The 22,719-nt window shown below is 47.5% G+C and carries 24 protein-coding genes; 21 read left to right on the top strand and 3 right to left on the bottom strand.

Features of this window, described 5'->3' with window-relative positions:
* The first annotated feature begins 66 nt into the window (after positions 1-66).
* Positions 67-276, top strand: a complete 210-nt coding sequence (locus tag ACTOY7_RS18025; protein WP_160280942.1) for a DUF1858 domain-containing protein — start codon at positions 67-69, stop codon at positions 274-276.
* Between the two features lie 107 nt (positions 277-383).
* On the opposite strand, the gene ACTOY7_RS18020 is transcribed toward ACTOY7_RS18025, so the two are convergent.
* On the bottom strand, positions 384-1,109 hold the full coding sequence (locus ACTOY7_RS18020) for an adaptor protein MecA (protein WP_160280943.1): 726 nt from the start codon (positions 1,107-1,109) through the stop codon (positions 384-386).
* 570 nt (positions 1,110-1,679) lie between these two features.
* On the opposite strand from ACTOY7_RS18020, the gene ACTOY7_RS18015 reads away from it, so the two are divergent.
* From ACTOY7_RS18015 to ACTOY7_RS17935, 17 genes are all read left to right on the top strand, one after another.
* Positions 1,680-1,949 (top strand): hypothetical protein, encoded by a 270-nt coding sequence (locus ACTOY7_RS18015; RefSeq protein ID WP_160280944.1) that lies wholly within the window; start codon positions 1,680-1,682, stop codon positions 1,947-1,949.
* Positions 1,950-2,178: 229 nt separating this feature from the next.
* Positions 2,179-4,533 (top strand): glycosyl hydrolase family 18 protein, encoded by a 2,355-nt coding sequence (locus ACTOY7_RS18010; RefSeq protein ID WP_394682712.1) that lies wholly within the window; start codon positions 2,179-2,181, stop codon positions 4,531-4,533.
* Between the two features lie 160 nt (positions 4,534-4,693).
* Positions 4,694-5,662 (top strand): N-acetylmuramoyl-L-alanine amidase, encoded by a 969-nt coding sequence (locus ACTOY7_RS18005; RefSeq protein WP_482671390.1) that lies wholly within the window; start codon positions 4,694-4,696, stop codon positions 5,660-5,662.
* A gap of 63 nt (positions 5,663-5,725) precedes the next feature.
* The gene (locus ACTOY7_RS18000; protein ID WP_300885175.1) at positions 5,726-7,243 is read left to right on the top strand and encodes an L-threonylcarbamoyladenylate synthase; all 1,518 of its coding nucleotides are present in this window, start codon (positions 5,726-5,728) and stop codon (positions 7,241-7,243) included.
* Positions 7,244-7,258: 15 nt separating this feature from the next.
* Positions 7,259-7,747, top strand: a complete 489-nt coding sequence (locus ACTOY7_RS17995; protein WP_160280946.1) for a deoxycytidylate deaminase — start codon at positions 7,259-7,261, stop codon at positions 7,745-7,747.
* A 55-nt stretch (positions 7,748-7,802) separates the two neighbouring features.
* A complete protein-coding gene (locus tag ACTOY7_RS17990; protein WP_160280947.1) occupies positions 7,803-8,012 on the top strand; it encodes a pro-sigmaK processing inhibitor BofA family protein in 210 nt (69 codons plus the stop codon).
* A gap of 311 nt (positions 8,013-8,323) precedes the next feature.
* Entirely contained in the window at positions 8,324-9,433 is a 1,110-nt protein-coding gene (locus ACTOY7_RS17985) for a P-loop NTPase family protein (protein ID WP_482671391.1), read from the top strand.
* A gap of 53 nt (positions 9,434-9,486) precedes the next feature.
* Positions 9,487-10,695 (top strand): TadA family conjugal transfer-associated ATPase, encoded by a 1,209-nt coding sequence (locus tag ACTOY7_RS17980; protein WP_160280949.1) that lies wholly within the window; start codon positions 9,487-9,489, stop codon positions 10,693-10,695.
* Between the two features lie 7 nt (positions 10,696-10,702).
* Positions 10,703-11,401, top strand: coding sequence for a type II secretion system F family protein (locus ACTOY7_RS17975; RefSeq protein WP_160280950.1), 699 nt, complete (start codon positions 10,703-10,705; stop codon positions 11,399-11,401).
* A 51-nt stretch (positions 11,402-11,452) separates the two neighbouring features.
* Entirely contained in the window at positions 11,453-12,751 is a 1,299-nt protein-coding gene (locus ACTOY7_RS17970; protein WP_482671392.1) for an immunoglobulin-like domain-containing protein, read from the top strand.
* Between the two features lie 67 nt (positions 12,752-12,818).
* On the top strand, positions 12,819-13,049 hold the full coding sequence (locus ACTOY7_RS17965) for a Flp1 family type IVb pilin (RefSeq protein WP_300885170.1): 231 nt from the start codon (positions 12,819-12,821) through the stop codon (positions 13,047-13,049).
* A gap of 1 nt (position 13,050) precedes the next feature.
* Positions 13,051-14,403: a DUF5702 domain-containing protein gene (locus ACTOY7_RS17960; RefSeq protein WP_482671393.1), complete on the top strand. Its 1,353-nt coding sequence runs from the start codon at positions 13,051-13,053 to the stop codon at positions 14,401-14,403.
* A 195-nt stretch (positions 14,404-14,598) separates the two neighbouring features.
* On the top strand, positions 14,599-15,324 hold the full coding sequence (locus tag ACTOY7_RS17955) for a pilus assembly protein (protein ID WP_300885168.1): 726 nt from the start codon (positions 14,599-14,601) through the stop codon (positions 15,322-15,324).
* A gap of 25 nt (positions 15,325-15,349) precedes the next feature.
* Positions 15,350-15,790 (top strand): prepilin peptidase, encoded by a 441-nt coding sequence (locus ACTOY7_RS17950; RefSeq protein WP_160280954.1) that lies wholly within the window; start codon positions 15,350-15,352, stop codon positions 15,788-15,790.
* A gap of 1 nt (position 15,791) precedes the next feature.
* On the top strand, positions 15,792-16,361 hold the full coding sequence (locus tag ACTOY7_RS17945; RefSeq protein WP_300885167.1) for a TadE family protein: 570 nt from the start codon (positions 15,792-15,794) through the stop codon (positions 16,359-16,361).
* A gap of 72 nt (positions 16,362-16,433) precedes the next feature.
* Positions 16,434-17,540: a DUF6382 domain-containing protein gene (locus tag ACTOY7_RS17940; protein WP_482671822.1), complete on the top strand. Its 1,107-nt coding sequence runs from the start codon at positions 16,434-16,436 to the stop codon at positions 17,538-17,540.
* A 32-nt stretch (positions 17,541-17,572) separates the two neighbouring features.
* Complete coding sequence (locus tag ACTOY7_RS17935) at positions 17,573-18,202, top strand: rhomboid family intramembrane serine protease (protein WP_482671821.1); 630 nt, start codon at positions 17,573-17,575, stop codon at positions 18,200-18,202.
* Between the two features lie 49 nt (positions 18,203-18,251).
* Here the strand turns inward: ACTOY7_RS17935 and ACTOY7_RS17930 are convergent, their stop codons facing one another.
* The gene (locus tag ACTOY7_RS17930) at positions 18,252-18,983 is read right to left on the bottom strand and encodes a two-component system sensor histidine kinase NtrB (protein ID WP_482672237.1); all 732 of its coding nucleotides are present in this window, start codon (positions 18,981-18,983) and stop codon (positions 18,252-18,254) included.
* Positions 18,984-19,168: 185 nt separating this feature from the next.
* Between ACTOY7_RS17930 and ACTOY7_RS17925 the strand changes: the two genes are divergently transcribed.
* Both ACTOY7_RS17925 and ACTOY7_RS17920 read left to right on the top strand, forming a co-directional pair.
* Complete coding sequence (locus ACTOY7_RS17925) at positions 19,169-19,576, top strand: HIT family protein (protein ID WP_160280958.1); 408 nt, start codon at positions 19,169-19,171, stop codon at positions 19,574-19,576.
* Between the two features lie 17 nt (positions 19,577-19,593).
* Positions 19,594-20,157, top strand: coding sequence for an RNA polymerase sigma factor (locus ACTOY7_RS17920; protein ID WP_482671819.1), 564 nt, complete (start codon positions 19,594-19,596; stop codon positions 20,155-20,157).
* Positions 20,158-20,239: 82 nt separating this feature from the next.
* Here the strand turns inward: ACTOY7_RS17920 and murG are convergent, their stop codons facing one another.
* Complete coding sequence (gene murG / locus ACTOY7_RS17915; protein WP_482671818.1) at positions 20,240-21,307, bottom strand: undecaprenyldiphospho-muramoylpentapeptide beta-N-acetylglucosaminyltransferase; 1,068 nt, start codon at positions 21,305-21,307, stop codon at positions 20,240-20,242.
* Positions 21,308-21,492: 185 nt separating this feature from the next.
* On the opposite strand from murG, the gene ACTOY7_RS17910 reads away from it, so the two are divergent.
* Positions 21,493-22,536 (top strand): DUF4367 domain-containing protein, encoded by a 1,044-nt coding sequence (locus tag ACTOY7_RS17910; protein WP_482671817.1) that lies wholly within the window; start codon positions 21,493-21,495, stop codon positions 22,534-22,536.
* Positions 22,537-22,719 lie beyond the last annotated feature (183 nt).

Raw genomic sequence — 22,719 nt, 5'->3', positions numbered from 1 at the left:
TAATAAATAGCACTGTAACTGTTCCGAACAGGTACGAGATACACAATAAAAAGGAGGATAAGAGAAATGGCACAGATTTCTAAAGATACAACAATCGGAGAACTGCTGAATGTATTTCCGGAGGCGGCGCCTATTTTGATGGAGATCGGTATGCACTGTCTGGGATGCCCGTCCGCACAGGGCGAATCCCTTGCAGAAGCAGCCATGGTCCATGGGATTGATTCCGATCTGCTTGTGGAAAAGATCAACGCAGCCATGGCAGCCGCGGGAAAATAATATTCCGGTAAGTATTTGCGGTAGCGATCAGCATAGTGTTTTGAACTGCGATTACTTCCTATTATAATGCAAAAAAAATTCCGCCCGGATATTCAGGGCGGATTTTTTTAAATCTCTGTCAGCCGCTGTACGGCATCTGTCGAGATCACTGTCTCGCAATGCTCCTCTAAAAACGCAAGTACGGAACCTGAAACTCTCTCCAGGGTGCCGTATTCCGAAAGCATATTGCAGATCTTGTTAAATTCGTTACTCGTATGTTCTGATTGCGTAAGGGCCAGGATATAGATATCATCATTCCCGGGATCACGATATAATGTATTACGTCCCTGATACATCTGAGCGATCAGACGTGCTGCCTGTATCACACGGTCAATATTCTCGAATGAGAACAGCTTTGCGGGAGCCGGGTCCTGCGAGGCCTTTTTTTCTTCCAGGGCCTGTGTAGCGCCTGCCGCCGCTTCCTTGACCTTGTTCAGCAGATCAAGGAATTCTTCGGCACCCTCCAGCTTGCTGAACGGGGATTCATGTACAGTATCCGATTCGCCAAAAGGAGTAAACTTTGAAAATCTCGTATCCAGTTCTTCCGGATCCTCTACCTTGGTAATGATCAGTACGATAGAATCTGCGGAAGCCGGAATAGCCTCAATCATCAAAGGTATATCATCAGCTTCGAAACCAAAGTCAAATGACGCCTGCTGCATCATATCACGAAAAAGAGACTTTGCATTTTCCGTACCATAAGCCAGTTCACTCAATTTTAAATGGCGGGCCGCCAGATCAGCATGTGTCAAAGTGCAACGAATTTGATTTTCATTCAGTTTTTCGATTTTCATATGATCACATCCTTCTGAATTGATATATTATAATGTATGCAGAACTTTTCCGTATACATATACCCAAAGGGCAACCCATATATCTTTCTCAACCTTAGTATAAACAATATCTGTGGATATGTAAAGAAAAAATATCATAAAATATTTGGAAATATGGACTTTGTACAGGGGATTCGGCAGGTTTTAAACAAATCTACACTGTTTATGAACAACAAACACATTGAAATTACTTTTAGGGCTCCGTATAATGGCAGGTACAGAGGATAGTATTCCGTGATAAATAATCCATGCTCATGAAAGGAGGCATATCAAAAAAACATTTTTAGAAGGGCGTCCTGCACACGCCCGGATAAGCAGCATCTTAACCTTATGATCTTTTTATCTATTCTTATGGTCATATTTAGTCAAGGTTCCGGATTCGGGAACGGATTCTGAGAAAAAAGGAAACCCCTGCGTGGTCTATACTATCTTCCGTCTGCGCGAGCGGCGGTATGTCACATGCACCTCCGTCTGCCGGTCATGCGGACAAGAGCTTATTTATCAATACCCGCAGAGAGAGGAGCGGAACAAATGAGAAAGAAAAGAATGTCATATCAAAAGTTTTACACAGAACTGGAGGGATTTGAACAAAACGGGGTATGCCTTCTGCTGGACGGAAGCCACGCAAGTCCGCTGCAGGTGGTGAGGGCGCATATGGTCCGCGAGGAAGGCGCCTATATGCGGGACTACGAAGTGGACCAGGACGGACACATAGAGACGCTTTCATTTATTAACATTGATAACAGGAAAAAAAAGAAGAAAGAGAGAGAAGACCAGTCAAAACCCCATGATCCGGACTGAAATTCAAGCTCCGTATATAAAAAAATATCTCTAAAAGATTAAAATTTTGCCAATTTCCTAAAATACTGATGACGTATAAAAAAAATGTGGTATAATGGTCACGTGAGAAATGCCATACAGGAACGGTGCGTATTGCCTGCCGCGGGTCAGTCTGCGGTATGGAATCGGTTCATACGGGGAAGCCCGAAAAAGTTTCTTATGTGGCAGAAGTCCGGACAGGAGGTAAGGAATGGACGAAAGACAAGGAACAGGGTTAGATACCACAAATCAATGGTCCGGTCAGAATCAGGACAGGCCGTCAAGGGGCACGGAAAACGGCAGTGCACCGGAAGGCCCGGCAAGAGTTCGTCGTATTAAAAAATTAGAGATTGAAAGTCTGCGTAAAGTAGGCAGAGCCCAGATGGGGGATATGCGTAAAGCAGGAGCAGGCAGCTCCGCAGAGGGAAACAATGTGAGGATTCCGGGAACAGACGATATCCGGAGATCAAGGGCAGCCGGCGCTTCACAGGGGACAAGAACGCCGGGTAACGGCGTATCGCAGAGTGGAAGAGTATCCGTAGGTGAAGGCGCCCCGGGAAGAAGGACATCCGCGGACAGCGGCGTCCGCAGGCCGGGGAGCAAGGCTGTAAGACCTGACGGCGGAAGGAAATCGGAAGGATTTGATACCGACGGAGGCCGGGAAGCGAAGGCTTCCGGTGCGGATCCCATGCAGGATAACGGAAGAGCGCGCAGCGAGGACGCAAGGAATATCAGAGCAGCAAGAGCGCCGGGCAGACAGCGTCCGGGCGGACGGGGGATGAGGAGAAGCAGCCGCGCCAGGAGAAGGCGTAGGAGCCTGATCTTCCGGCTGGCATTGCTTGTAGTATTGGTGATCATGATTGCGGGAGGGGCTATTTTCTGGCAAAAGTACGGTCCATCAAAAGAGGAAGCCGATTTGAAAGCATATTATGGGCTGGAAAATGAGAACGACCTTGCAGTGATCATTAATAATGAAGTGATCCGGAGAGAAGAAGGCGGCGCGCCTGTCGGCAAGCTGATTGATGGACAGCCTTATGTGGAGTATTCCGTAGTCAGACATTATATCAATGAAAGATTTTACTGGGATCCCAACGAGAGCATCATGCTTTACACATTGCCGAACGGCAACGTATCCGTGGCAGTCGGCAGCAAAGAATATACGGAGATCAACGAAAAGAAAAGTGAAAACTATGTGATCCTGAAGACAGAAGGCAGAACCGCATATATCGCGCTTCCGTTTATTCAGGAGTATACAGGCATGGATTTCAGCGTTTATGAAAAACCAGGCAGAGCTGCGATCACATGCAGGTGGGGCGAGATTCAGACAGCCGCCCTGAAGAAAAATACGGAAGTGCGCTACCAGGGCGGAGTGAAGAGCCCCATTCTGACAGAGGTGAAAAAGTCGGATAAGGTAACCGTGCTGGAGGATGAAGGAGACTGGAAGAAGGTAGCAACCACAGACGGGTTTGTAGGCTATGTAAAGACGAATACACTGAGAAAGCAGGTTTCGGAGACGATAACAGGCAATTTTATGGAGCCGGAGTACAGCAATATGTCAGTGAACCATACTATCAATATGGCATGGCACAATGTGGATAATCCGGACGCCAACAGTTTTATGCTGGAAACCGTTGCGAATACGAAGGGACTGACGACGATCGCTCCCACCTGGTTCAGCATTAGCGATACGGACGGCAATATGACTTCTATTGCGTCGTCGGAGTATGTGAACTACGCGCACCAGTCCAATCTGGACGTATGGGGTGTGCTGAGGGATTTCCACGGCGGGATCAATTCTTATGATGAGACTTACCAGGTATTGAGTTATACATCCAAGCGGGAAAACCTGATCAATCAGGTGATCGCGGAAGCGCTCCAGACCGGCCTGGATGGAATCAATCTGGATTTTGAGCTGGTTTCTACGGAGTGCGGAGAGCATTATATTCAGTTTGTACGTGAATTATCCGTAAAATGCAGGCAGAACGGGCTGGTATTTTCTGTTGACAACTACGTTCCGCAGCCTTACAATGAGCACCGTGACCTAAAGGAGCAGGGTATCGTGGCCGATTATATTATGATCATGGGTTACGACGAACATACGGAAGGCTCCTATGAGTCGGGTTCGGTATCGTCCTACGGATATGTGAAGACAGGAATCGAGGATGCGCTGGAGCTTGTCCCGAAGGAGAAGCTGGTGGTAGGTATTCCGTTTTATACCAGGCTCTGGCAGGAGACAGATAAGACGGCGGAGCAGATTTCCCAGGAGGAAGGCACAGAGGCCGCGCTGTATTCTAAAAGCGTGACCAGTACGGCTATGAGCATGGATCAGGCACAGCAGACGCTGGAGCAGAATCAGGTCCAGGCAAACTGGGATAATAATACTAAGCAGAATTACGCGCAATGGGAAGTGGACGGCACTGTTTATAAAATCTGGCTGGAGGACGCGGCTTCTCTGGAAGAGAAGATGAAGCTGATCAAGGCTGAGAATCTGGCAGGCGTGGCAGAATGGTCGCTTGGCATGGAAAATTCCGGAATATGGGATCTGATCCTGCAATATGTGAATTGACCGTTCTGGAAAACAGCTAAAAGCTTTTCCAGAGCGCTATCAGCCTCCTTGTACATGAAAATTTATCCTGCGTGTAAGGTAGCGGTAATTATCGTGAGTTATACTAGAGACATCCCCTGTTTGCATATATATGAACATATATGCGAAAGGGGATGTTTTTTTGCGGAAAAAAATAATCATCATTCTTATGATGGCGATGCTCGCAGGCGTAGTGGCGGAAAGTCAGATGCTGGGAGAGCGGCTGTATGCGCGGGCGAATGAGAGTGCGGCAGATAAAGCAGGGGAAGAAAAATTCGATGGGAAAGCAGGAGCGGCGGAAAACCCGGAGGCAGGTACAGAACCAGTGGGAAATCCGGAGGCAGATACAGGAGCAGCGGAAAACTCGGAGGCAGATACAGGAGCGGCGGGAAATCCGGAAGCAGGTGCGGGAGCGGCAGGAAATGAACATGCTGATGTCGGAACGGCAGAGACTGCGGGAAATGCGAAAGCAGGCGATGATCGTTCAAAAACAGGAAAAACAGAGAACACAGAGCGAAACGGTAAGGGGGCTGAAAAAGAAGACGGTGCGCTGGTCATTCTGGATCCCGGGCACGGCGGATTTGATCCGGGAAAGATTGGGATCAACGGAGCGCTGGAAAAAGACATCAACCTGGTTTTGTCTCAGAAAATTAAGAAGCGTCTGGAAGAGATGGGCTTCCGTGTCATCATGACAAGAGAAACCGAGGATGCGCTTGCCGACTCCAAGGTGGAGGACTTGAAAACAAGGGTTACAATGATCAATGAAAAAGAGCCGTCCATTGCGGTAAGCATCCACCAGAACAGCTATTCACAGGAGAGCATCCATGGTGCCCAGGTTTTTTATTTTACACATTCCAAGAGCGGGGAACAGGCTGCCAAAGTCCTGCAGGACGCAATGCTCGAAGCGGATCCAAATAACACCAGGCAGGCCAAAGCTAATGATACATACTATCTGCTCAAAAAAACAAAAGGCACCACAGTCATCGTGGAATGCGGATTTTTAAGCAATCAGGGGGAGGCCAGCCTGTTGGTTACAGACGATTATCAGGAGAAAATGGCTGCATCCGTAGCAAAAGGCATACAAGAATATCTTGCATCTTTTACTTTGTGACATTTGGTGGTATAATAGAACTCACTGTAAAGAAAAATTTTCCATTCAATTGGGGTGATACCTGTGAAGACGATTGTAAAAGAGATTGATGCGAAAAAAATAGACATACGGACCATACAGGAGGCAGGTTCTATTTTGAAAAAGGGCGGCCTTGTGGCGTTCCCAACGGAGACTGTGTATGGATTGGGGGCCAATGCTCTGGATGAGGAGGCGGCAAAGAAGACCTATGCCGCCAAGGGCAGGCCGTCGGATAATCCGCTGATCGTACATATTGCCGATGTGCAGGCGCTGGAGGAGATTGCGGTCAATATTCCGGCAGCGGTGGAAGATCTGGCGGAGCATTTCTGGCCGGGACCTCTCACACTGATCCTGGAGAAAAGCCCTGCGGTTCCATATGGAACTACGGGAGGGCTGGATACGGTTGCGGTTCGGATGCCCAGCAATCTGGCGGCACGGGAGCTGATCCTGGCTGCCGGCGGTTATGTATCAGCGCCGAGCGCCAACATATCAGGGCGTCCAAGTCCTACGACAGCGGAGCATGTCCGGCAGGATCTGGATGGCAAGATACCCATGATCCTGGACGGAGGCAGCGTGGAGATCGGCCTGGAATCCACGATCCTGGACATGACAGTGAGCCCGCCGATGATCCTCAGGCCGGGCGCTGTTACACTGGACATGCTGGAGGAAGTGATCGGAGATGTCAGCGTGGATCAGACCATCCTGGGAAATGAAAGCGACATTCCGCCGAAGGCCCCGGGAATGAAGTACCGCCATTATGCGCCGAAGGCAAAGCTGGTCATCGTGGAGGGCAATATCCGGGAAGAGACCTTGGCGATCCGGCAGCTTGCATATGAGGCGGCACGGGAAGGAAGAAGAATCGGAATCATCGCTTCCAGTGAAACGGCGGACTTTTATACCCATGGACTGGTAAAGAACATTGGCTCCCGGGAGAATGAAAAGACAATTGCAAAGAATCTGTATGCCATCCTGAGAGAATTTGACGAGGAAGATGTGGACGAGATCTACAGTGAGTCATTTGCGCGGCAGGGGATGGGAAGGGCCATTATGAACCGCCTGGAAAAAGCGGCCGGACATCTGAGGATTTCCGCGGCAGCGGTTGTGAAGCGGCAGCGCTTTCACAGGATCGTATTTGTCAGTCAGTTCGATACCTGCCGGGGCCCTATGGCCGCCGAGCTGCTCCGTCAAAAGGAACTGAAGCAGGAATATGTCATCGAATCCCGAGGCATGGTGGTTCTTTTTCCGGAGCCGGCAAATCAAAAGGCCGAGGCTGTGATGAAAAGCATGCAGCTGACCCTTGAGAAGCATACCGCACACGCATTCTCAGAATCGGAGATCGGGGAAGACATCCTGATCCTGACCTTTGAACAGAAGCAGAAGGAAAAGATCATTGCAGAATATGGAAACCCGGAAAATGTCTATACGATCTATGAATTTATCGGGGAAGAAAAAGAGTTTGAAAGTCCATATGGAAAATCACTGCAGGCATATGGGGAATGCCTGGAAAATATATCAGGGTCAATTCAAAGGTTGTCAGAAGAATTAAATTCGTTTACAGAATGACAGGAGGTACGGAAAATGTCTGAAAAAAGAAAGGATTACCTTTCGTGGGATGAGTATTTTATGGGAGTAGCGATGCTTTCCGGGATGCGCTCAAAGGATCCGAGCACGCAGGTAGGCTGCTGCATTGTGAGTCAGGATAATAAGATCCTTTCCATGGGGTATAACGGGTTCCCCATGGGCTGCTCCGACGATGAATTTCCCTGGGCAAGGGACGGGGAGGACCCTTTGGAAACAAAATATGTATATTCTACTCACAGCGAACTGAATGCGATCCTGAATTACAGCGGAGGAAGCCTTGTGGGAGCGCGGCTGTACGTATCCCTGTTTCCGTGCAACGAGTGCGCGAAGGCGATCATTCAGTGCGGGATCCGTGAAGTGATCTATGCCGAGGATAAATATTCCGATACCCCCAGTGTGATTGCGTCCAAGCGTATGATGGATGCGGCAGGGGTGAAGTATCATCTTTATCAGAAGACGGATCGGGAAGTTACGATCCGGCTGTAGACATAAAATAGATACCGGGAGAATAGAATGTAACATACGGATGGAGGGATGATGTATGGAACAGAAGCCGGTATCTTTTTTAGTGAAATTTATTATGCGTGCAATTATAGGAATGGGACTGATTTTTTTCGTTAACCAGTATATCATTCCCCAGGAGACAGCCTGGAAGGTGGGGCTGAATGCCGTTTCCTTTTTGACAAGCGGAACCCTTGGTATTCCTGGGGTTTGCCTTCTTTACGGCATTTTGATCTACCAAAATTTGTAAAAGTTGCACAAAATTTTTTGATTTTGAAATTTGTACTGGACATTTTGAAAAAGTGTGTTTATAATACAACCTACGCAGCAGATCTCATGTCTGTTGTTTTATCCTACGTCATTCTGGATGGGAGGATATATCTGCAGATCGAGTAGTCCAAATTACCGATCATCAAGTTATTCACGCTGCATATTCGCGGCAAAGTTTTCAAACCGTGGGACAACACGATTAGAAAGCAAGTATATTTTTATGGCCATAAGCGTCGGCTTTTTATGCATTTCCAGAGTACGCTTATATGGCTCCAAAAAAGGAGGGATACGTTGCATGAAGGAAATCTTGTGATTTGTGATCAGGAACAACAGTATGCCAGAAATCTCCTGCAGATGTTTGCGCGGAACAGAGAGGCTGGCATTCAGATGTACCTTTTTCACACCGTGGAGGAAGTGGAAAGGTTCGCGGAGCAAAAGCCGGTACACACGCTTCTGATCGACAAAGAATATCCGCCGGAATTGCGGGAGCAGATTCCGGCGGCAGAACGATATGTACTGATCACGAGCAGGCAGGACCCATTGGCAGAAAATGAGGAAGGCGTTTATCGATACCAGTCGGCAGAAGCAATCTGGCTGCAGATGCGTCACGAACCAGCGGAGGCCCAGGACGGCAGGACGAGTGAATCAGAGAAGCCGTGCACTGGTGAAAGGAGGAAAAAGCAACAAAATTCTGGAACAGATGAAAGGGGGAACAGCTTAACAAAAGCGAACACAGATGAAAGAAGACAAGCGCAGCATGATCCGAAGACAGATCCGGATCCGGATGAATTACCAGAACCGAAGCCGGATGGGAGGAAACAGAAGGACTCAGCCGGATTCAGCACGGGTACAAAAGGAGAACTGATCGGAGTTTATTCACCGGTTCATCGGATCGGCAAGACCAGATTTGCGCTGGAATTGGGACGGGAAATGGCGAAAAAAGAGCCGGTCCTGTATCTGAATCTGGAGGAATATGCCGGGGGCAGCTACTATTTTCCCGATCAGACCGGCCAGACATTGGCAGATCTGCTCTATTATTCCCGGCAGGAAAAGGGAAACCTGGGACTTCGTATCAGCACCATGGCGGGGCAGGACGGCGCGCTGGACTATATTCTCCCGATGCCCTATGTACAGGATATGCAGGGGATATCCGGGGAAGAGTGGCTGGGGCTGTTCGGACAGATTCTGGAAAACTGTATTTATCAGAAGGTGATTCTCGATCTGGGGGACAGTGTGGATGGATTGTTTCAGATTCTGGAAGCCTGCCACACGGTGTATACTCCATATATTGAGGATGGAGCGGCCCGCGCGAAGCTCAACCAATATGCGGAAAATCTCAGGAAAACAGGAAGAGAACAAGTGCTGGAAAGAACGATTCAGAAAAAGTTAAAGCAGAGATAAAAGAACGAGCCGAAAATAATCAAACAAAGGAGGAATTGTCCGATGGCAGGAAAATGAGAGAGGAACAGCTATATGACCAGGTCATGGATAAGATGGATCTGACCAGAGATATCGGTGACGAAGAACTGATGGACATGATCCATGAAGTGATCCGTGAAGCTGCCGAAGCAGAGTACATGCCGCTGCAGGAACAGATTCGGCTCAGCAGACAGCTATTTCATTCATTCCGAAAGCTGGACGTTCTGCAGGAGCTGGTAGAGGATGAAACGATTACGGAGATTATGATCAACGGTACGGATGAAATATTTTTGGAGCGGGAAGGCCGCATCATCCAGTCGGACCGAAAATTCATGTCCATCGAAAAGCTGGAGGACGTGATCCAGCAGATCGTAGCCGGAACAAACCGTTATGTCAATGAATTGTCGCCGATCGTGGATGCCAGGCTGGAGGACGGTTCCAGAGTAAACGTCGTCTTAAAGCCTGTGGCACTGAACGGACCGATCATGACCATACGGAAATTTCCGAAGGATACGGTCACCATGGATCAGCTGATCTCCTGGGGGAGTGTTACACAAGAGGTTGTAGAATTTGTAAAAATGATCGTAAAGGCAAAATATAACATTTTTGTCAGCGGCGGTACAGGCTCCGGAAAAACCACATTTTTAAATGCAATGTCCGATTATATTCCGAAGGATGAGCGGATCATTACCATTGAAGACAATGCGGAGCTGCAGATCAGAGGAGTGCCCAATCTGGTACGCCTGGAGGCGCGCAATGCTAACCTGGAAGGGGAGGGTGCAGTTACGATCCGGGATCTGATCAAGTCGGCCCTGCGAATGCGTCCGGACAGAATTATCGTCGGGGAAGTGCGTGGAGACGAGACCGTGGATATGATCTCGTCTGCCATGCTCAATGGGCATAGCGGTTCTATGTCTACCGGACATTCGAACAATCCGGCGGATATGCTGCATCGCCTGGAAACCATGATGATGATGGGGATTGATCTGCCGCTTGTGGCAATCCAGCGGCAGGTCGCCTCCGCGATCGATATCATCATCCACCTGGGACGGCTTCGGGATAAGACCAGAAAGCTGTTGTCGATCGTGGAAGTACTTGGATATGAAGACGGAAAGATACAGATGCAGACACTTTACGAATTCAGAGAGGAGGGCTGCAAGAATGAAAAAGTACAGGGAGCAATTGTGAAGGTGGAAGAACTGGTTCATCGGGACAAGCTGCTGGCAGCAGGATATCCGGCGTAACGAATACATGCTGGCTGCTGTAAAAGCGATTCTTCTGGACGGACTGCTGGCATACCTTTTTTATAATACCTGGGTGGCCGCAATTGCGCTGGTTCCGGTGAGTATCTTTTACCTGCACCAGTGGAGGGAGGACTATTGCCATAAAAAAGAGCAGGAATTCAGGGAACAGTTCCAAAACGGAATGCAGATTCTCTCATCCTCATTAAAAGCCGGATATTCCGTGGAAAACGCGGTCAGGGAAACGGAAAAGGATCTGCGTCCGCTCTACTCAAAGGACAGCCGGATCCGCAGGGAGTTTAACCGGATGATCCATGAATTGAATATGAATCTGACTGCGGAGCAGGTGCTCAAGGATATGGCAAGGCGCATCCGGCAGGAGGATGTGGACAACTTCGTAATGGTATTTGCGACAGCCAAGCGCACAGGCGGAGACAGTATTTCCATTTTGAAAAATACGGTGCAGATGATAGGCGAAAAGATCGAGGTGGAACGGGAGATCCAGACCATGCTTGCGGCGAAAAAAATGGAATTTAACATGATGTGCATCATTCCACTGGGGATGGTCTTGTATATGAGAATGGCATTCCCGGAATTTTTGATCGTGCTGTATGGAAACATTGTAGGCGTGATCCTGATGAGTGTATGTCTTGTTGTGTACGGATTGGCCTGGAGATTGGGCACAAAAATGATACAGATTGAGGTATAAAGGGGAGAAATGCCGCTGTTTACATACGGCAGAGCATAAAAGGCGGGCGGAATGAACATAGCAGGAAATAAAACAAAAAAACAGCAGAGAAAAAAGCCGGAAATCCTGTCACGGGCAGAAGCAAAATGGAATCCGCTCTATGTGAAAATGGGACTCATCTTTCTGACTGTCAGCGCGGCGGCATTGCTGGTTTTCTGGGCAGATAACACAAAGCCTTTTCCCAGTGATGATAACGGTGTTAGTATTGTAAGACGGAACGACCAGGGCGAAGGCGAACGGGAGGAAGAACTGAAGGTCAGGATCGGTGATACGGAAGAAGAGCTGTCCGTTATGGTCAAGGAACAGGAATATACCCAGGAACAGTTGGAACAGGTTTTTCGAGATGCGGGTGAACAACTGGAAAAGCTTGTACTGGGGGACAATGAGAGTCTGGATGAGGTGAGGAGCGGTTTAAATCTGGTCACCGCAATTCCGGATACCGGGATCAGCGTATCCTGGGAAATAGATAACCATGCGGTGATGAACCAACAAGGGGAACTGAAAACAGAAAACCTGACGGATGAAGGAACGCTGGTGAAGCTCACCGCAGTACTGAGCTATAAGGAAGAAACGGCGGAAAATACATTTTTTGCAAGGCTTTATCCGCCCAAATTGAATCAGACTGACAAGCTTTTGAAAAAACTGGATGCGGAGATGGAACGGCTGGATGAGGAGACGAAAGATGAGAAATACCTGACGCTGCCGACAGAGGTGGACGGTATACCGGTGATCTGGAAATACGGAACCGATTTTCGGGCGGCAGGACTGATGCTGCTTGGCGCGGCCATGGCACTATTCCTGTATGCGGCAGAACAGGAAAAGCAGAAGGAACAGAAAAAGAAGCGGGAACTGCAGATGGCTCTGGATTATCCGCAGATGGTCAGTAAGCTGACGCTCTACCTGGGAGCAGGGATGACGGTTCGAAAGGCATGGTATCGGATTGCGGATGACTATGAAAACCAGAAAGAAGAAAAAGGAAGAAGAGAGGTCTATGAAGAAATGGTCTATACCATGCACGAGATCCAGGGAGGCGGCTCAGAAGGGGAGTGCTACGAGAAATTTGGAGAACGGTGCGCGCTTCCGGTATATAAAAAGTTCGGAGCCATGCTCTCCCAAAATCTGAAAAAAGGAACAAAAGGGCTGGCGCCCCTGCTGAGACAGGAGGCGGACAATGCCTTTGAAGAACGAAAGAGTCTCGCAAAGCGGCTGGGAGAAGAAGCGGGAACAAAATTGCTGATCCCGATGTTTTTAATGCTGGCAGTGGTGCTGGTCATGATCGTAGTGCCGGCATTCTTCTCCATACAGATCTGATGGATGGCGGCAAGCAGGCAATCAATTTGCTGCGCAAATTGGTTACATATATTGAGAGGAGAAAAGGATGAATAAATTAGATACTATCAAAAAATTTGCAAGGAACGTTACCTGGAAGATCCGACAGAAGGTGTACTACGGTATCCAGGTGCTTCGGGGAGATTCCGGAATGTCTGTGATTGAATTACTGCTGATCCTGGTCGTGATCATTGCGCTGATCCTGATTTTTAAAGACAAACTTACGGATCTGGTGAATACTATTTTTGACAAGATCACTAGTGAGAGCGGTCAGATTTAAGATGAAGCGGACGCAAAAAGGGGAAATTACGGCATTTTTGAGCCTGATCTTCGTGCTTTTGGTGTCATTTATACTGGCTATGATGGAATGCACGGTGATCCAGACGGCAAAAAACTTAAAGCGGCTGGATGTGGACCGGGCAGTATTTTCCCTTTTTGGGGAATATCAGAAAGATCTGACGGACGAATACGGTGTATTTGCCATTGACGGCACGTACGAAACCGGCCAGTATGAGGAAGGGCTGCTTCTGGACAGAATGTCCTATTATGGAAGCATGGGGATCCATCAGGAGATTACGGACATCCAGCTTCTGACAGACAATGACGGACAGGCGTTTCGGGAGCAGGTGTTGAAGTATATGGAAACACGCGCCGGAATCTCGCTGGCACAGAATCTGACAGGAATGGCGTCACGATGGGAAGAGCAGGAGATCCAGGGAGAGGAGATATCTCAAGAGCTGGATGACGTGATCGAGGAAAGCGGAGAGATGCTTTCCGAAGAGCTCGGCGGGCTGATACAGGCAAAAAAGGGCGGGCTTCTTTCGGTAGTACTGCCAAAGGACTTCCGTCTTTCCGGCAAGACGATCCGCCCGGAGGAACAGGTTTCCGGGCGGTCCTGCCGGACAGGCCGGGGCAGCTTTCCGGAACGGAAAAGCACAAGCCGGATAGACGCGAAGGCGCTTTTTGAATTTTATATCATGGAAAAATTCAGCTCTGCTTTGGAGCCAAAAAGCGAAAACCGGAATCTGGATTATGAAGTGGAATATATTTTGTGCGGAAAAGAAAGCGATGCGGAGAACCTGAAAGCCGTAGTAAATCAATTGCTGCTGGTTCGCTTTCCTGTCAATTACACGTATCTGATGTCTGATACAAAGAGGCAGGGGGAAGTGGAAGCCATGGCGACAGCCCTTTCTATCGCATTTGCGAATCCGGCGCTGGAACCGGTGCTCAAGCAGGCGCTTTTGGCTCTGTGGAGCATGGGAGAAAGTGTCGTGGATGTACGGGCATTGCTTGCGGGAAAGAAGGTTCCCATTACGAAAAACAATGAAAACTGGCAGCTCCAGCTAAGCAATCTGTCGAAGCTGGGAAAGGGAGAAGAGGAAGATACACAGGAGGGGCAGGACGCAGAATCAGGAATTACATATCAGCAATGTCTCCACATTTTGATTTTATTAAGAAATGATGTAAAACTGACGATGCGGACGCTGGACCGGGTGGAACAGAATCTGATCCAGGAAAAAGAACTGCCGTTTTTCCGCGCGGATGCCTGCGTGACAAAAATAAAGGTGTACAATACGGCGGATATATGGAACGGAACAACCTATTCGTTCCCGCTGTATTATGGATATCTGTAAGAGAAGAATTATCCATGGCGGCAAACTTTTGGGCCTGGCCCAGATGCCTGCTCATCCTGGAACTGCCTGCGTTCATACAGGCAGAACCCAATAAAAGAGGAAAGGAAAATATTGAAGATGGCTTATCCGCAGGAACAAACATATCGTGTAAATTCTGACAGGGAACAGGCATCTGGGCCAGGCCCAAAAGGAAGCATGACAGTAGAAGCGGCGCTTACGATTCCGGTATTCTTATTTGCCGTACTCTGCCTGATCTACCTGCTGGAGGTGCAGGCAATCCGGATCAGTGTTCATTCTGCCGCTCAGGGAGCGGCAAAAAACGCGGCGGAGGATATTGTGACCATTCCAGTGCTGAATCTGTTTAAGTTTAAAAGCGATATGGTCAAGATGATCAGCTCTGAACGGCTGGAAGGAAGTATCATAGAAGGAGGACAATCAGGGATCTCTTGTCTGGGATCCATCTATTATCCGAGTACAGGCGAGATCCATGTTTATGTATCTTATAAAATCAGACTGCCTTTTCCGGGATTTACACACATAGGAGTACGGCAAAGAGACCGATTTATTGTAAAGGCGTGGACAGGTTATCAAAAGCCGGATGTGGAAGAGGAAGACGGAAAGATTGTCTACGTCACAGACACCGGCACCGTATATCATACGAACTATCAGTGTTCGTATCTGCAGCTGTCGATCCGTTTTCTTCCATCCACCGGCCTGTCTGGAATACGCAATCTGGGAGGAGCCAGATACCGGTCCTGCGAAAAATGTGTCCATGGGAGCGCCATGGCGGGTGTCTATGTTACAGACAGCGGGAACCGCTACCACAATTCGCTGAACTGCAGCGGACTGAAGCGTTCCATACGAGCGGTGAAAAAGTCAAAGGTTTATGGGAAGGCGCCGTGCAGCAGGTGCGGAGATTAGCATGATAAAAGAGAGGAGAAAAATAATGTATTCATTTGGTCAATTATGTTGTGTGGGATATTTATGTTATCTGTCCGTATTGGACATTCAAAAGCGAAGGCTGCCGGAAGGACTGCTGGCAGCCGGAGTCGGAATTGCGGCGGGAGTGGCTGCGCTGAGAATATTCTGGGGATTCGGACCGTTTTTACTGGGACTGGCAGGAGCGGCGGTTGGTGTTGGTTTTTTGTGGATCAGTAAGGTGACGGACGAGGCGTTCGGATATGGAGACAGCATTCTGATCATTGCCCTCGGTCTGTTTCTGGGGCTTTGGAAATTGCTTTATCTGCTGATGGCGGCGTTTGGGCTGTCAGCTATATTTTCCATGGTGATGATGAAAAGGCAGAATTTTCAGAGGACTACCACGATGCCGTTTGTCCCGTTTTTCGGAGCCGCATATGTTGTGCTGCTTCTGGCCAGGCTGTTTTAAGATGAAATATGAGAACGATAGGCAAGACTGTGATCAGCGGGGATTGAAAGGTGTTATAACAGTGGAGCTTTCTTACCTGCTTCCTATGATACTTATGATATTTCTGATGGTGGTTTATGTGACATTTTATTACCATGACAAAAATATATTGATCGGAGCAGCCAGCGAAACTGCTGTGGTGGGAGCACAGTTAGAGCGAAAGCCTGATGAAAACGGAAAGACGGATCTGTCAGGATTTTATCAGGAGAGGATCCGGGGAAAGCTGATTTTATTTTCTGGAGCACAAGCCTCTGTGAATATCACAAGGAAGTGGGTGGAGGTAAACGCCTATGCGGAACGAGGGAAGATGCGGCTCAATGTAGTTCAGCGTGCTCCGTTGGCGGATCCGGAAACGGCGATTCGAAGGCTGTGGATGCTGGAGAAAGCAGTGGATGCGGCGAAAGAGGCGAAATCAGGGGGAGCCGGGGATACGGATGACTCGGAGGACAATACTGTTAAAATTGAGGATGGCAATTCGAATCAGAAGCAAATCGGTCAGAAAGGAGCAGGTACTGCTGCAGAGAGTAAGTAGGGGATCGCATGTCGGCCGCTCGGCCGTATTACAAGGTACGAAGGCTGAATGCAGGAAGAGGAGGTGTTTGAAATGCGGCTGGCGGAATTTGAGACCAAGCTGAACAGAAGCTGTCTGCATATATATAAGGAAGAACGCTATGAAGAGGATTATCAGATGCCTATGCTGCGGCAGAACCGATTGGCGGGAATTCTGGAAGTAGAAGGCTGTGAGGTGGACGGAAAGGCCAGATATACTTATGAGATCAGCGGTCTGACTTCCATGAAAAATATGTATGAGAATGCCAGTATAAAAAAGCAGGAGATTGAGGCCGTGATAGCACGGATCCTTGAGGTGACGGAGACATTACAGAGATATATGCTGGATCCCAACTGCCTTGTTCTGAAACCGGAATACATATTTTATAAGGAAGGACAATGGTTTTTCTGCTATTTTCCGGGTATGGACGAGGATTTGTGCAAGATATTCCATGAATTGACAGAATACTTCGTCAAAATGCTGGACTATGAGGATACGGAGGGTATTTTCCTTGCGTATGAGCTGCATAAAGCAACCCTTCAGGAGCACTATGATCTGGAACTGATCATGAAAGAGTATAAGGGCAGGGAAGCAGAACGGAAAAAGTTTGTGAGGGACAAGCAGAAGGGGATGAGAATAAAATCAAATAAAGGGAGTATGCGCAGGAAGCCGGGCAGCGAAGGCAATGCATCCAAAAAAGTGGGAAACGGAGACGGAATATATGGAAAGAAGGAGGGATCTGGCGGAGCTGAAAGTAAGGAGAGAACGGGATGCGGCTGCGGAAATCAGAGCGGTACAGGGATAGAATATAGAGATCAGCGAGACGCAGTAAGGAATCTGGAAAATACGGTGTATGGATATGGCGGCCGATATCCGGAAAACAAGGGGTATAGTAACTGGAAAAATGAACAGGAGGAGGCAGATTACGGAAGCTATGGGAATATATTCAGTATAGATGACGAAGAGGAACAGGAATCGAACGGGAAACATGTTTCCAATGAAAATAAAGATGAATTATACGGGGCTGATACAATTCGTGAGGATGGTGCGGGAGGATGGTGGAAATCCTGGCGGAAGGCCGCAAACGGTATCCGCAGGAAGCGCTGGGGAAGCTGGGATGATCTGATTTTAGAAACCGATGGACAGGAGGAGGAAAGCTGATTATAATAAGAGCAGATGGAGGATGAGCAGCTATGGAGCAGAAGAAGGGGCAGACCGCAATCTGTACAACCGGATTGATCGTAATCAATATAGGTGTTTTTATGATCTTTACATTATTGGGGAAATCAGATGATGTGCTGTTTATGCGGCAATATGGTGCTATGTACGAGCCGTATGTGACGGAAGGACACGAGTACTATCGGCTGTTTACCAGCATGTTTCTCCACTTTGGGATTGAACATCTGCTGAATAATATGGTGATGCTTGGCGCGCTTGGCTTTAATCTGGAGCCGGAGATTGGGAAAGTACGTTTTCTTCTGGTTTATATTATTAGCGGGATCGGAGGAAATATCTGTTCCCTTCTGCTCAATGTCAGCCTTGGAGATGTTGTGGTTTCTGCGGGCGCTTCGGGTGCCGTATTCGGTCTGATGGGAGCGTTGCTTTGCGCAGTGATCCGGAAAAAAGGACGCATTGGCCGGCTGAACAAAAAGGGAATGCTTATTCTGGCAGTGTTCAGCATCTACGTTGGACTGTCAGAGCAGGGTGTGGATAATGCCGCGCATATCGGAGGGCTGGCCTGCGGCTTTGTGCTGGAGGCTCTGCTGGGCAGCGTTAAGCGGAGGGCTTCCAAAACACAGAGTAATGAAACCTGGAACGATTAAATCCGGAAGCTTTTAGAAAAAAATCTGGAATGATTTAATTCAGAAGCTTTTATATTGGAAGCTTTACTGTGAAAATGGTACCCCTTCCTTCTGTGGAGGTCACGGAAATCGAACCGTCGTGTGCTTCCACAATTCGCCTGGAAAGAGAAAGCCCAAGACCTGTACCGCCTTGCTTGTATGTTTTGAAGGGCTCAAAAATGGTCTCCATATGCTCATCAGGGATTCCACAGCCATTATCCTGAATCTGAATGGACAGAATGTCCTTTTTCCGCCCGACAGTGAGTCGGATCATCCCATTGTCCGAGACAGCTTCCTTTGCGTTTTTCAAAAGATTCAGGAGCACTTCTTCCAGCTTGATCTTGTCGCCTGTGAATTTACCCAAATTTTCAGGGATGGAAGAGACGAATTCGATATCAGATTCTTCTTCATCCAGAGAAATGGCAAATGAGACAGCAATATTTTTCAGAAGATGTTCAATAGAAAATACGGAATAATGCAGGGTGTTCCCATTGTTGAAGGTAGAAAGCTCTTCCAGGAGCTGGCGCATGAAAGCGATATCATCCATGGTCTGATTCCAATGAGCAAACTCTTTTACTTCCGGATGCTGGACCTGAATGATCTGAAGAGCGGAAGAAACCAAAGTTAGCGGATTGCGGATTTCGTGTGCGATGGTGGATACTGTTTCCTGATGGTTCTCCAGAAGCTGGCTGATGATCTGTTTTGCTTCTTCGCTTTCTTCCATCAGCCTGTTCATTTGGTTAATATCAATATTTTGCATCATGATCCTTCTACCTCCTGTGATTTACTTGTAGTCTAACACGTCCGAAAGATGCAATCAATAGATTCATTATGACTTTTTTCGACAAAACGACTTTTTCAGATTTGGGTGTTCTCTTTTCCGTAAAAATGAGGTATACTACATAGAATAACTGGGACACAGATGAAAAAAAGAAAGAGGATAAAGTTATGAGAGAGGAAAACTGTATTTTTTGTAAGATTGCGGCTGGCGAGATTCCGTCAGCAACGTTGTATGAGGATGATGATTTTCGGGTGATTCTGGATGTAAGTCCTGCATCCAAAGGACATGCCTTGATTCTTCCGAAAGAACATTATCGGAACTTATACGAGCTGGATGACGGTCTTGCGTCAAAAGCACTTGTGCTGGCAAAGAAAATGATTGTCAGACTGAAAGACGTGCTTGGATGTGATGGCTACAATATTGTTCAGAACAATGAGGAAGCGGCTGGACAGACAGTCTTTCATTTTCATATGCATATGATCCCGAGATATCAGGGAGATAAAGTCGGGATCGGATGGCACATGGGGGAACTGAAGGAGAAAGATAAGGAAGAAATCCTGAACAGTGTAAAGTAATCACCGGAGAAAGAACATTGACTGAGAAGCTAGCATTTAATGAGATTTACAGCAACTATAAAAATCTTGTTCTGAAGGCAGCGCACATATATGTGGATGATCTGGACACGGCGGAAGATATTACGCAAGATACGTTTCTGGCATTATACAAGGACATGACAGAAAAAGAGATTGAAAGTGAAAAGGAATATTCCAATATCAAATCCTGGTTATACACCACTGCAAAGCATATGGCTTTGAACTATGGTAAAAAGGCGGCGCGGACTATTTCGGCAGATGCACTTGAGGGATCCGATGTGATAGAAGAGCCGGTTAGTGAAAGCCTGGAATCAGAGTACTTTGGCAGGATAGCGGAAGAAGAGCGTGCGGAGCTGCATGAACGCATCTTTGCCGCACTGATCAAGAAGAATCCGAGATGGCACGAAGCCATTATGATGACAGGCTACCTGGAGATTCCGACGGCTGAAGCGGCCAGTAGGCTTGGCATGTCTGAGAATGCATTTTATGCGATGATGCACAGAGCGAGAAAATGGATCTACAAGAAGTTTGGCGTAGAATACGAAGAATTGAACCGCTTTTGAAGGGGCGTCTGTAACGGGGCGGACAGATACGAAAGCACATACAAACCAGAGGTTGATGTGCTTTCGTAAACACTTGCCGCATTCAGGATTTACTGACGTCCTCGATCAATTGAATGATCGTGCGGATGGAATCCTGCTGACCGGAATTGCACATGGCATCTATGTAGGCCGTGCGGTCCTGATAAAGCTTTTTGACTGCGCCAAGGAGAGATTCCTTCGTTACTTCTTCCTCTTCGAGTACAAGGCTGAAGCCTTGGCGTTCAAAAGAACGGGCATTCAGGATCTGGTCGCCGCGGCTGGCATTTGCAGAGAGAGGAATGAGGAGATTCGGTTTTCTCAGTGCAAGAAGCTCACAGATGGCATTAGCGCCGGCACGGGATATCACCAGGGAAGACATTGCAAAAATGTCACGGAGTTCATTTTTTACATATTCAAACTGCTTGTAGCCTTTCGTATCGACCAGAGATTCATCGAGCTTTCCCTTTCCGCAGAGATGTACGACCTGGAAATGCTCCAGGAGCTCCGGAAGGGCGGCGCGGACTGCGGTATTGACGGCAACGGAACCAAGGCTGCCGCCAATTACAAGGATAACGGGCTTATCTGTGGAAAAACCACACATCTCCATTGCGGCAATCTTGTTGCCGGATAATAATTCCTGGCGGATGGGAGAACCGGTCAAAAGGGCTTTTTCTTTCGGCAGATTTTCCAGAGTTTCCGGGAAATTACAGCAGACCTTTGTGGCGGAAGGAATCGCAAGCTTGTTGGCAAGGCCAGGAGTCATATCAGATTCATGGATGATGACCGGGACCTTTGCGCCCTTTCCGGCAAGGACGACCGGAACGGATACAAATCCGCCTTTGGAAAAGATGACATCGGGCTTTAGCTTCCGGACCAGCTTTTTCGCTTCACCCAGACCTTTTAATACACGGAAAGGATCGGTGAAGTTTTGGAGGCTGAAGTATCGGCGCAGCTTTCCGGAAGAGATTCCATGGTAGGGGATGCCGAAGGCTTCGATCAGTTCCTTTTCAATACCGGTATAAGAGCCGATATATTGGATATCATAGCCAAGTTCCTGCAGCCGGGGGATTAAGGCAATATTCGGAGTGACATGCCCGGCGGTACCCCCGCCGGTGAGTATGATTCGTTTCATAAAAAACCTCCAGATGAAAAATGTCTCAAAAAACGCATATAAACTATAGATTCATATTAAACTTATTTGAAGAAAAGTCAAGTCCTAAACGGATATGGGGAGGGTATTTTTGTCCGAAACAGGGATTGAACCCGGGTGTGTTTTAGCAAATGAAAGATGAATAAAAATATATAAGGGGCAAGAGAATGCGAAAACAGAATGAATCATCAACAATACTATCATTGCACCAGGAAATAGAACGAGAAGTACGAGAAATTGAAGAAGAAATGGCAAGGCATCCTGAACTTGACGGGCTTCAGGTCACAGAAGAGATGGACAGAGCTCTATTGGAAGAGATTGAAGCCTATGAGAAAGAACTGGAAGAGAGAAGAATGTCCGTGGAAAATACAGGAGATGATTTCCTGCGGTTGCGGGAGAACTCTGCGGTTCGTGGGGATACCGACTGTTCAGTTGGCGCTGACGGGGCGCATGGGGCAGATAGGTCGGAGAAGTTCCGGGCTTCGGAGTCTTCCGCGGAATTCTCTGAGGAGCTTGTGCCGGATCTGACGAGAATGTCCTTGGCCAGAAGGGCGGCTGGGGACGTTGGAAAAGCGGGGGGGACTGCCGGAGGAGATGGAGAACGGAAGGAAAAGGTGTGCTATCGGAGGAAAAAAGCGAAGTATTGGGTGGTTTCTCTGGTGGCGGTGCTTTTGATCGTGTTGGGGGTTGGAGTGAATAGCGTGGGGAGTAAATCGTATTTGAAGACACTGTGGGACACTTTGCTTGGAGACGAACCAATTAAGTATGTTGATGTAGAAGATATGGAGATACAAGAAACAGAAGATGGTGATGAATTAGCTGCGTATAAGGAGATAAAAGAAAAATTAAATATAAAACCAGTAAGAATTATTTATAAGCCAGATGATATGAAGTTAGTAGAATTTGAAATTTCAGAAGAAATTTTAACTGCGCAATTGTTATATAAATATCAAGATGAAACCATTAGATATATTATTTATATTAATGATGTCGATTCATCTTGGGGACAAAAAGAAGAGGACAATAAAGTAAATGAATATAGTGTGTTAGTAAATGAAATTGAAATTGAAGTAGAAGAGTATCAGGTACACAATGTATCGAATAATAGGCAAACTGCGAATTTTGAGTATCAGGGAGTTCATTATCAACTCATAGGAGTGATGGAGAAGCTTGAATTCGAAAAAATATTAAAAAGTTTATATTTTTTTTAAAAAACGCGTAAGATTTTCTGGAATGAATTGTTTACTTAATAAAGGATGGTAAGGGTTGTTATGAAGATAAAAAGGATTGTTTTATTAATATGTTTTATGCTTGGGTTTATGAATATGCTCTATGTTACATCTGTAGATGTCAATGCTGAGGCGAATATAGATGAAAATATAGTAGATGGTTCT

The organism is Schaedlerella sp., from assembly GCF_056796775.1.
The sequence above is the reverse complement of the archived record's forward strand: the minus strand, read 5'-3'. Positions and strand labels throughout refer to the sequence as shown.

What these genes read in the sequence shown, in the direction of transcription:
- ACTOY7_RS18025 (WP_160280942.1), top strand. Translation starts at nt 67, where the DNA reads ATGGCACAGATTTCTAAAGATACAACAATCGGAGAACTGCTGAATGTA.
- ACTOY7_RS18020 (WP_160280943.1), bottom strand. Translation starts at nt 1,109, where the DNA reads ATGAAAATCGAAAAACTGAATGAAAATCAAATTCGTTGCACTTTGACA.
- ACTOY7_RS18015 (WP_160280944.1), top strand. Translation starts at nt 1,680, where the DNA reads ATGAGAAAGAAAAGAATGTCATATCAAAAGTTTTACACAGAACTGGAG.
- ACTOY7_RS18010 (WP_394682712.1), top strand. Translation starts at nt 2,179, where the DNA reads ATGGACGAAAGACAAGGAACAGGGTTAGATACCACAAATCAATGGTCC.
- ACTOY7_RS17995 (WP_160280946.1), top strand. Translation starts at nt 7,259, where the DNA reads ATGTCTGAAAAAAGAAAGGATTACCTTTCGTGGGATGAGTATTTTATG.
- ACTOY7_RS17990 (WP_160280947.1), top strand. Translation starts at nt 7,803, where the DNA reads ATGGAACAGAAGCCGGTATCTTTTTTAGTGAAATTTATTATGCGTGCA.
- ACTOY7_RS17980 (WP_160280949.1), top strand. Translation starts at nt 9,487, where the DNA reads ATGAGAGAGGAACAGCTATATGACCAGGTCATGGATAAGATGGATCTG.
- ACTOY7_RS17975 (WP_160280950.1), top strand. Translation starts at nt 10,703, where the DNA reads ATGCTGGCTGCTGTAAAAGCGATTCTTCTGGACGGACTGCTGGCATAC.
- ACTOY7_RS17970 (WP_482671392.1), top strand. Translation starts at nt 11,453, where the DNA reads ATGAACATAGCAGGAAATAAAACAAAAAAACAGCAGAGAAAAAAGCCG.
- ACTOY7_RS17965 (WP_300885170.1), top strand. Translation starts at nt 12,819, where the DNA reads ATGAATAAATTAGATACTATCAAAAAATTTGCAAGGAACGTTACCTGG.
- ACTOY7_RS17960 (WP_482671393.1), top strand. Translation starts at nt 13,051, where the DNA reads ATGAAGCGGACGCAAAAAGGGGAAATTACGGCATTTTTGAGCCTGATC.
- ACTOY7_RS17955 (WP_300885168.1), top strand. Translation starts at nt 14,599, where the DNA reads ATGACAGTAGAAGCGGCGCTTACGATTCCGGTATTCTTATTTGCCGTA.
- ACTOY7_RS17950 (WP_160280954.1), top strand. Translation starts at nt 15,350, where the DNA reads ATGTATTCATTTGGTCAATTATGTTGTGTGGGATATTTATGTTATCTG.
- ACTOY7_RS17945 (WP_300885167.1), top strand. Translation starts at nt 15,792, where the DNA reads ATGAAATATGAGAACGATAGGCAAGACTGTGATCAGCGGGGATTGAAA.
- ACTOY7_RS17940 (WP_482671822.1), top strand. Translation starts at nt 16,434, where the DNA reads ATGCGGCTGGCGGAATTTGAGACCAAGCTGAACAGAAGCTGTCTGCAT.
- ACTOY7_RS17935 (WP_482671821.1), top strand. Translation starts at nt 17,573, where the DNA reads ATGGAGCAGAAGAAGGGGCAGACCGCAATCTGTACAACCGGATTGATC.
- ACTOY7_RS17930 (WP_482672237.1), bottom strand. Translation starts at nt 18,983, where the DNA reads ATGATGCAAAATATTGATATTAACCAAATGAACAGGCTGATGGAAGAA.
- ACTOY7_RS17925 (WP_160280958.1), top strand. Translation starts at nt 19,169, where the DNA reads ATGAGAGAGGAAAACTGTATTTTTTGTAAGATTGCGGCTGGCGAGATT.
- murG (WP_482671818.1), bottom strand. Translation starts at nt 21,307, where the DNA reads ATGAAACGAATCATACTCACCGGCGGGGGTACCGCCGGGCATGTCACT.
- ACTOY7_RS17910 (WP_482671817.1), top strand. Translation starts at nt 21,493, where the DNA reads ATGCGAAAACAGAATGAATCATCAACAATACTATCATTGCACCAGGAA.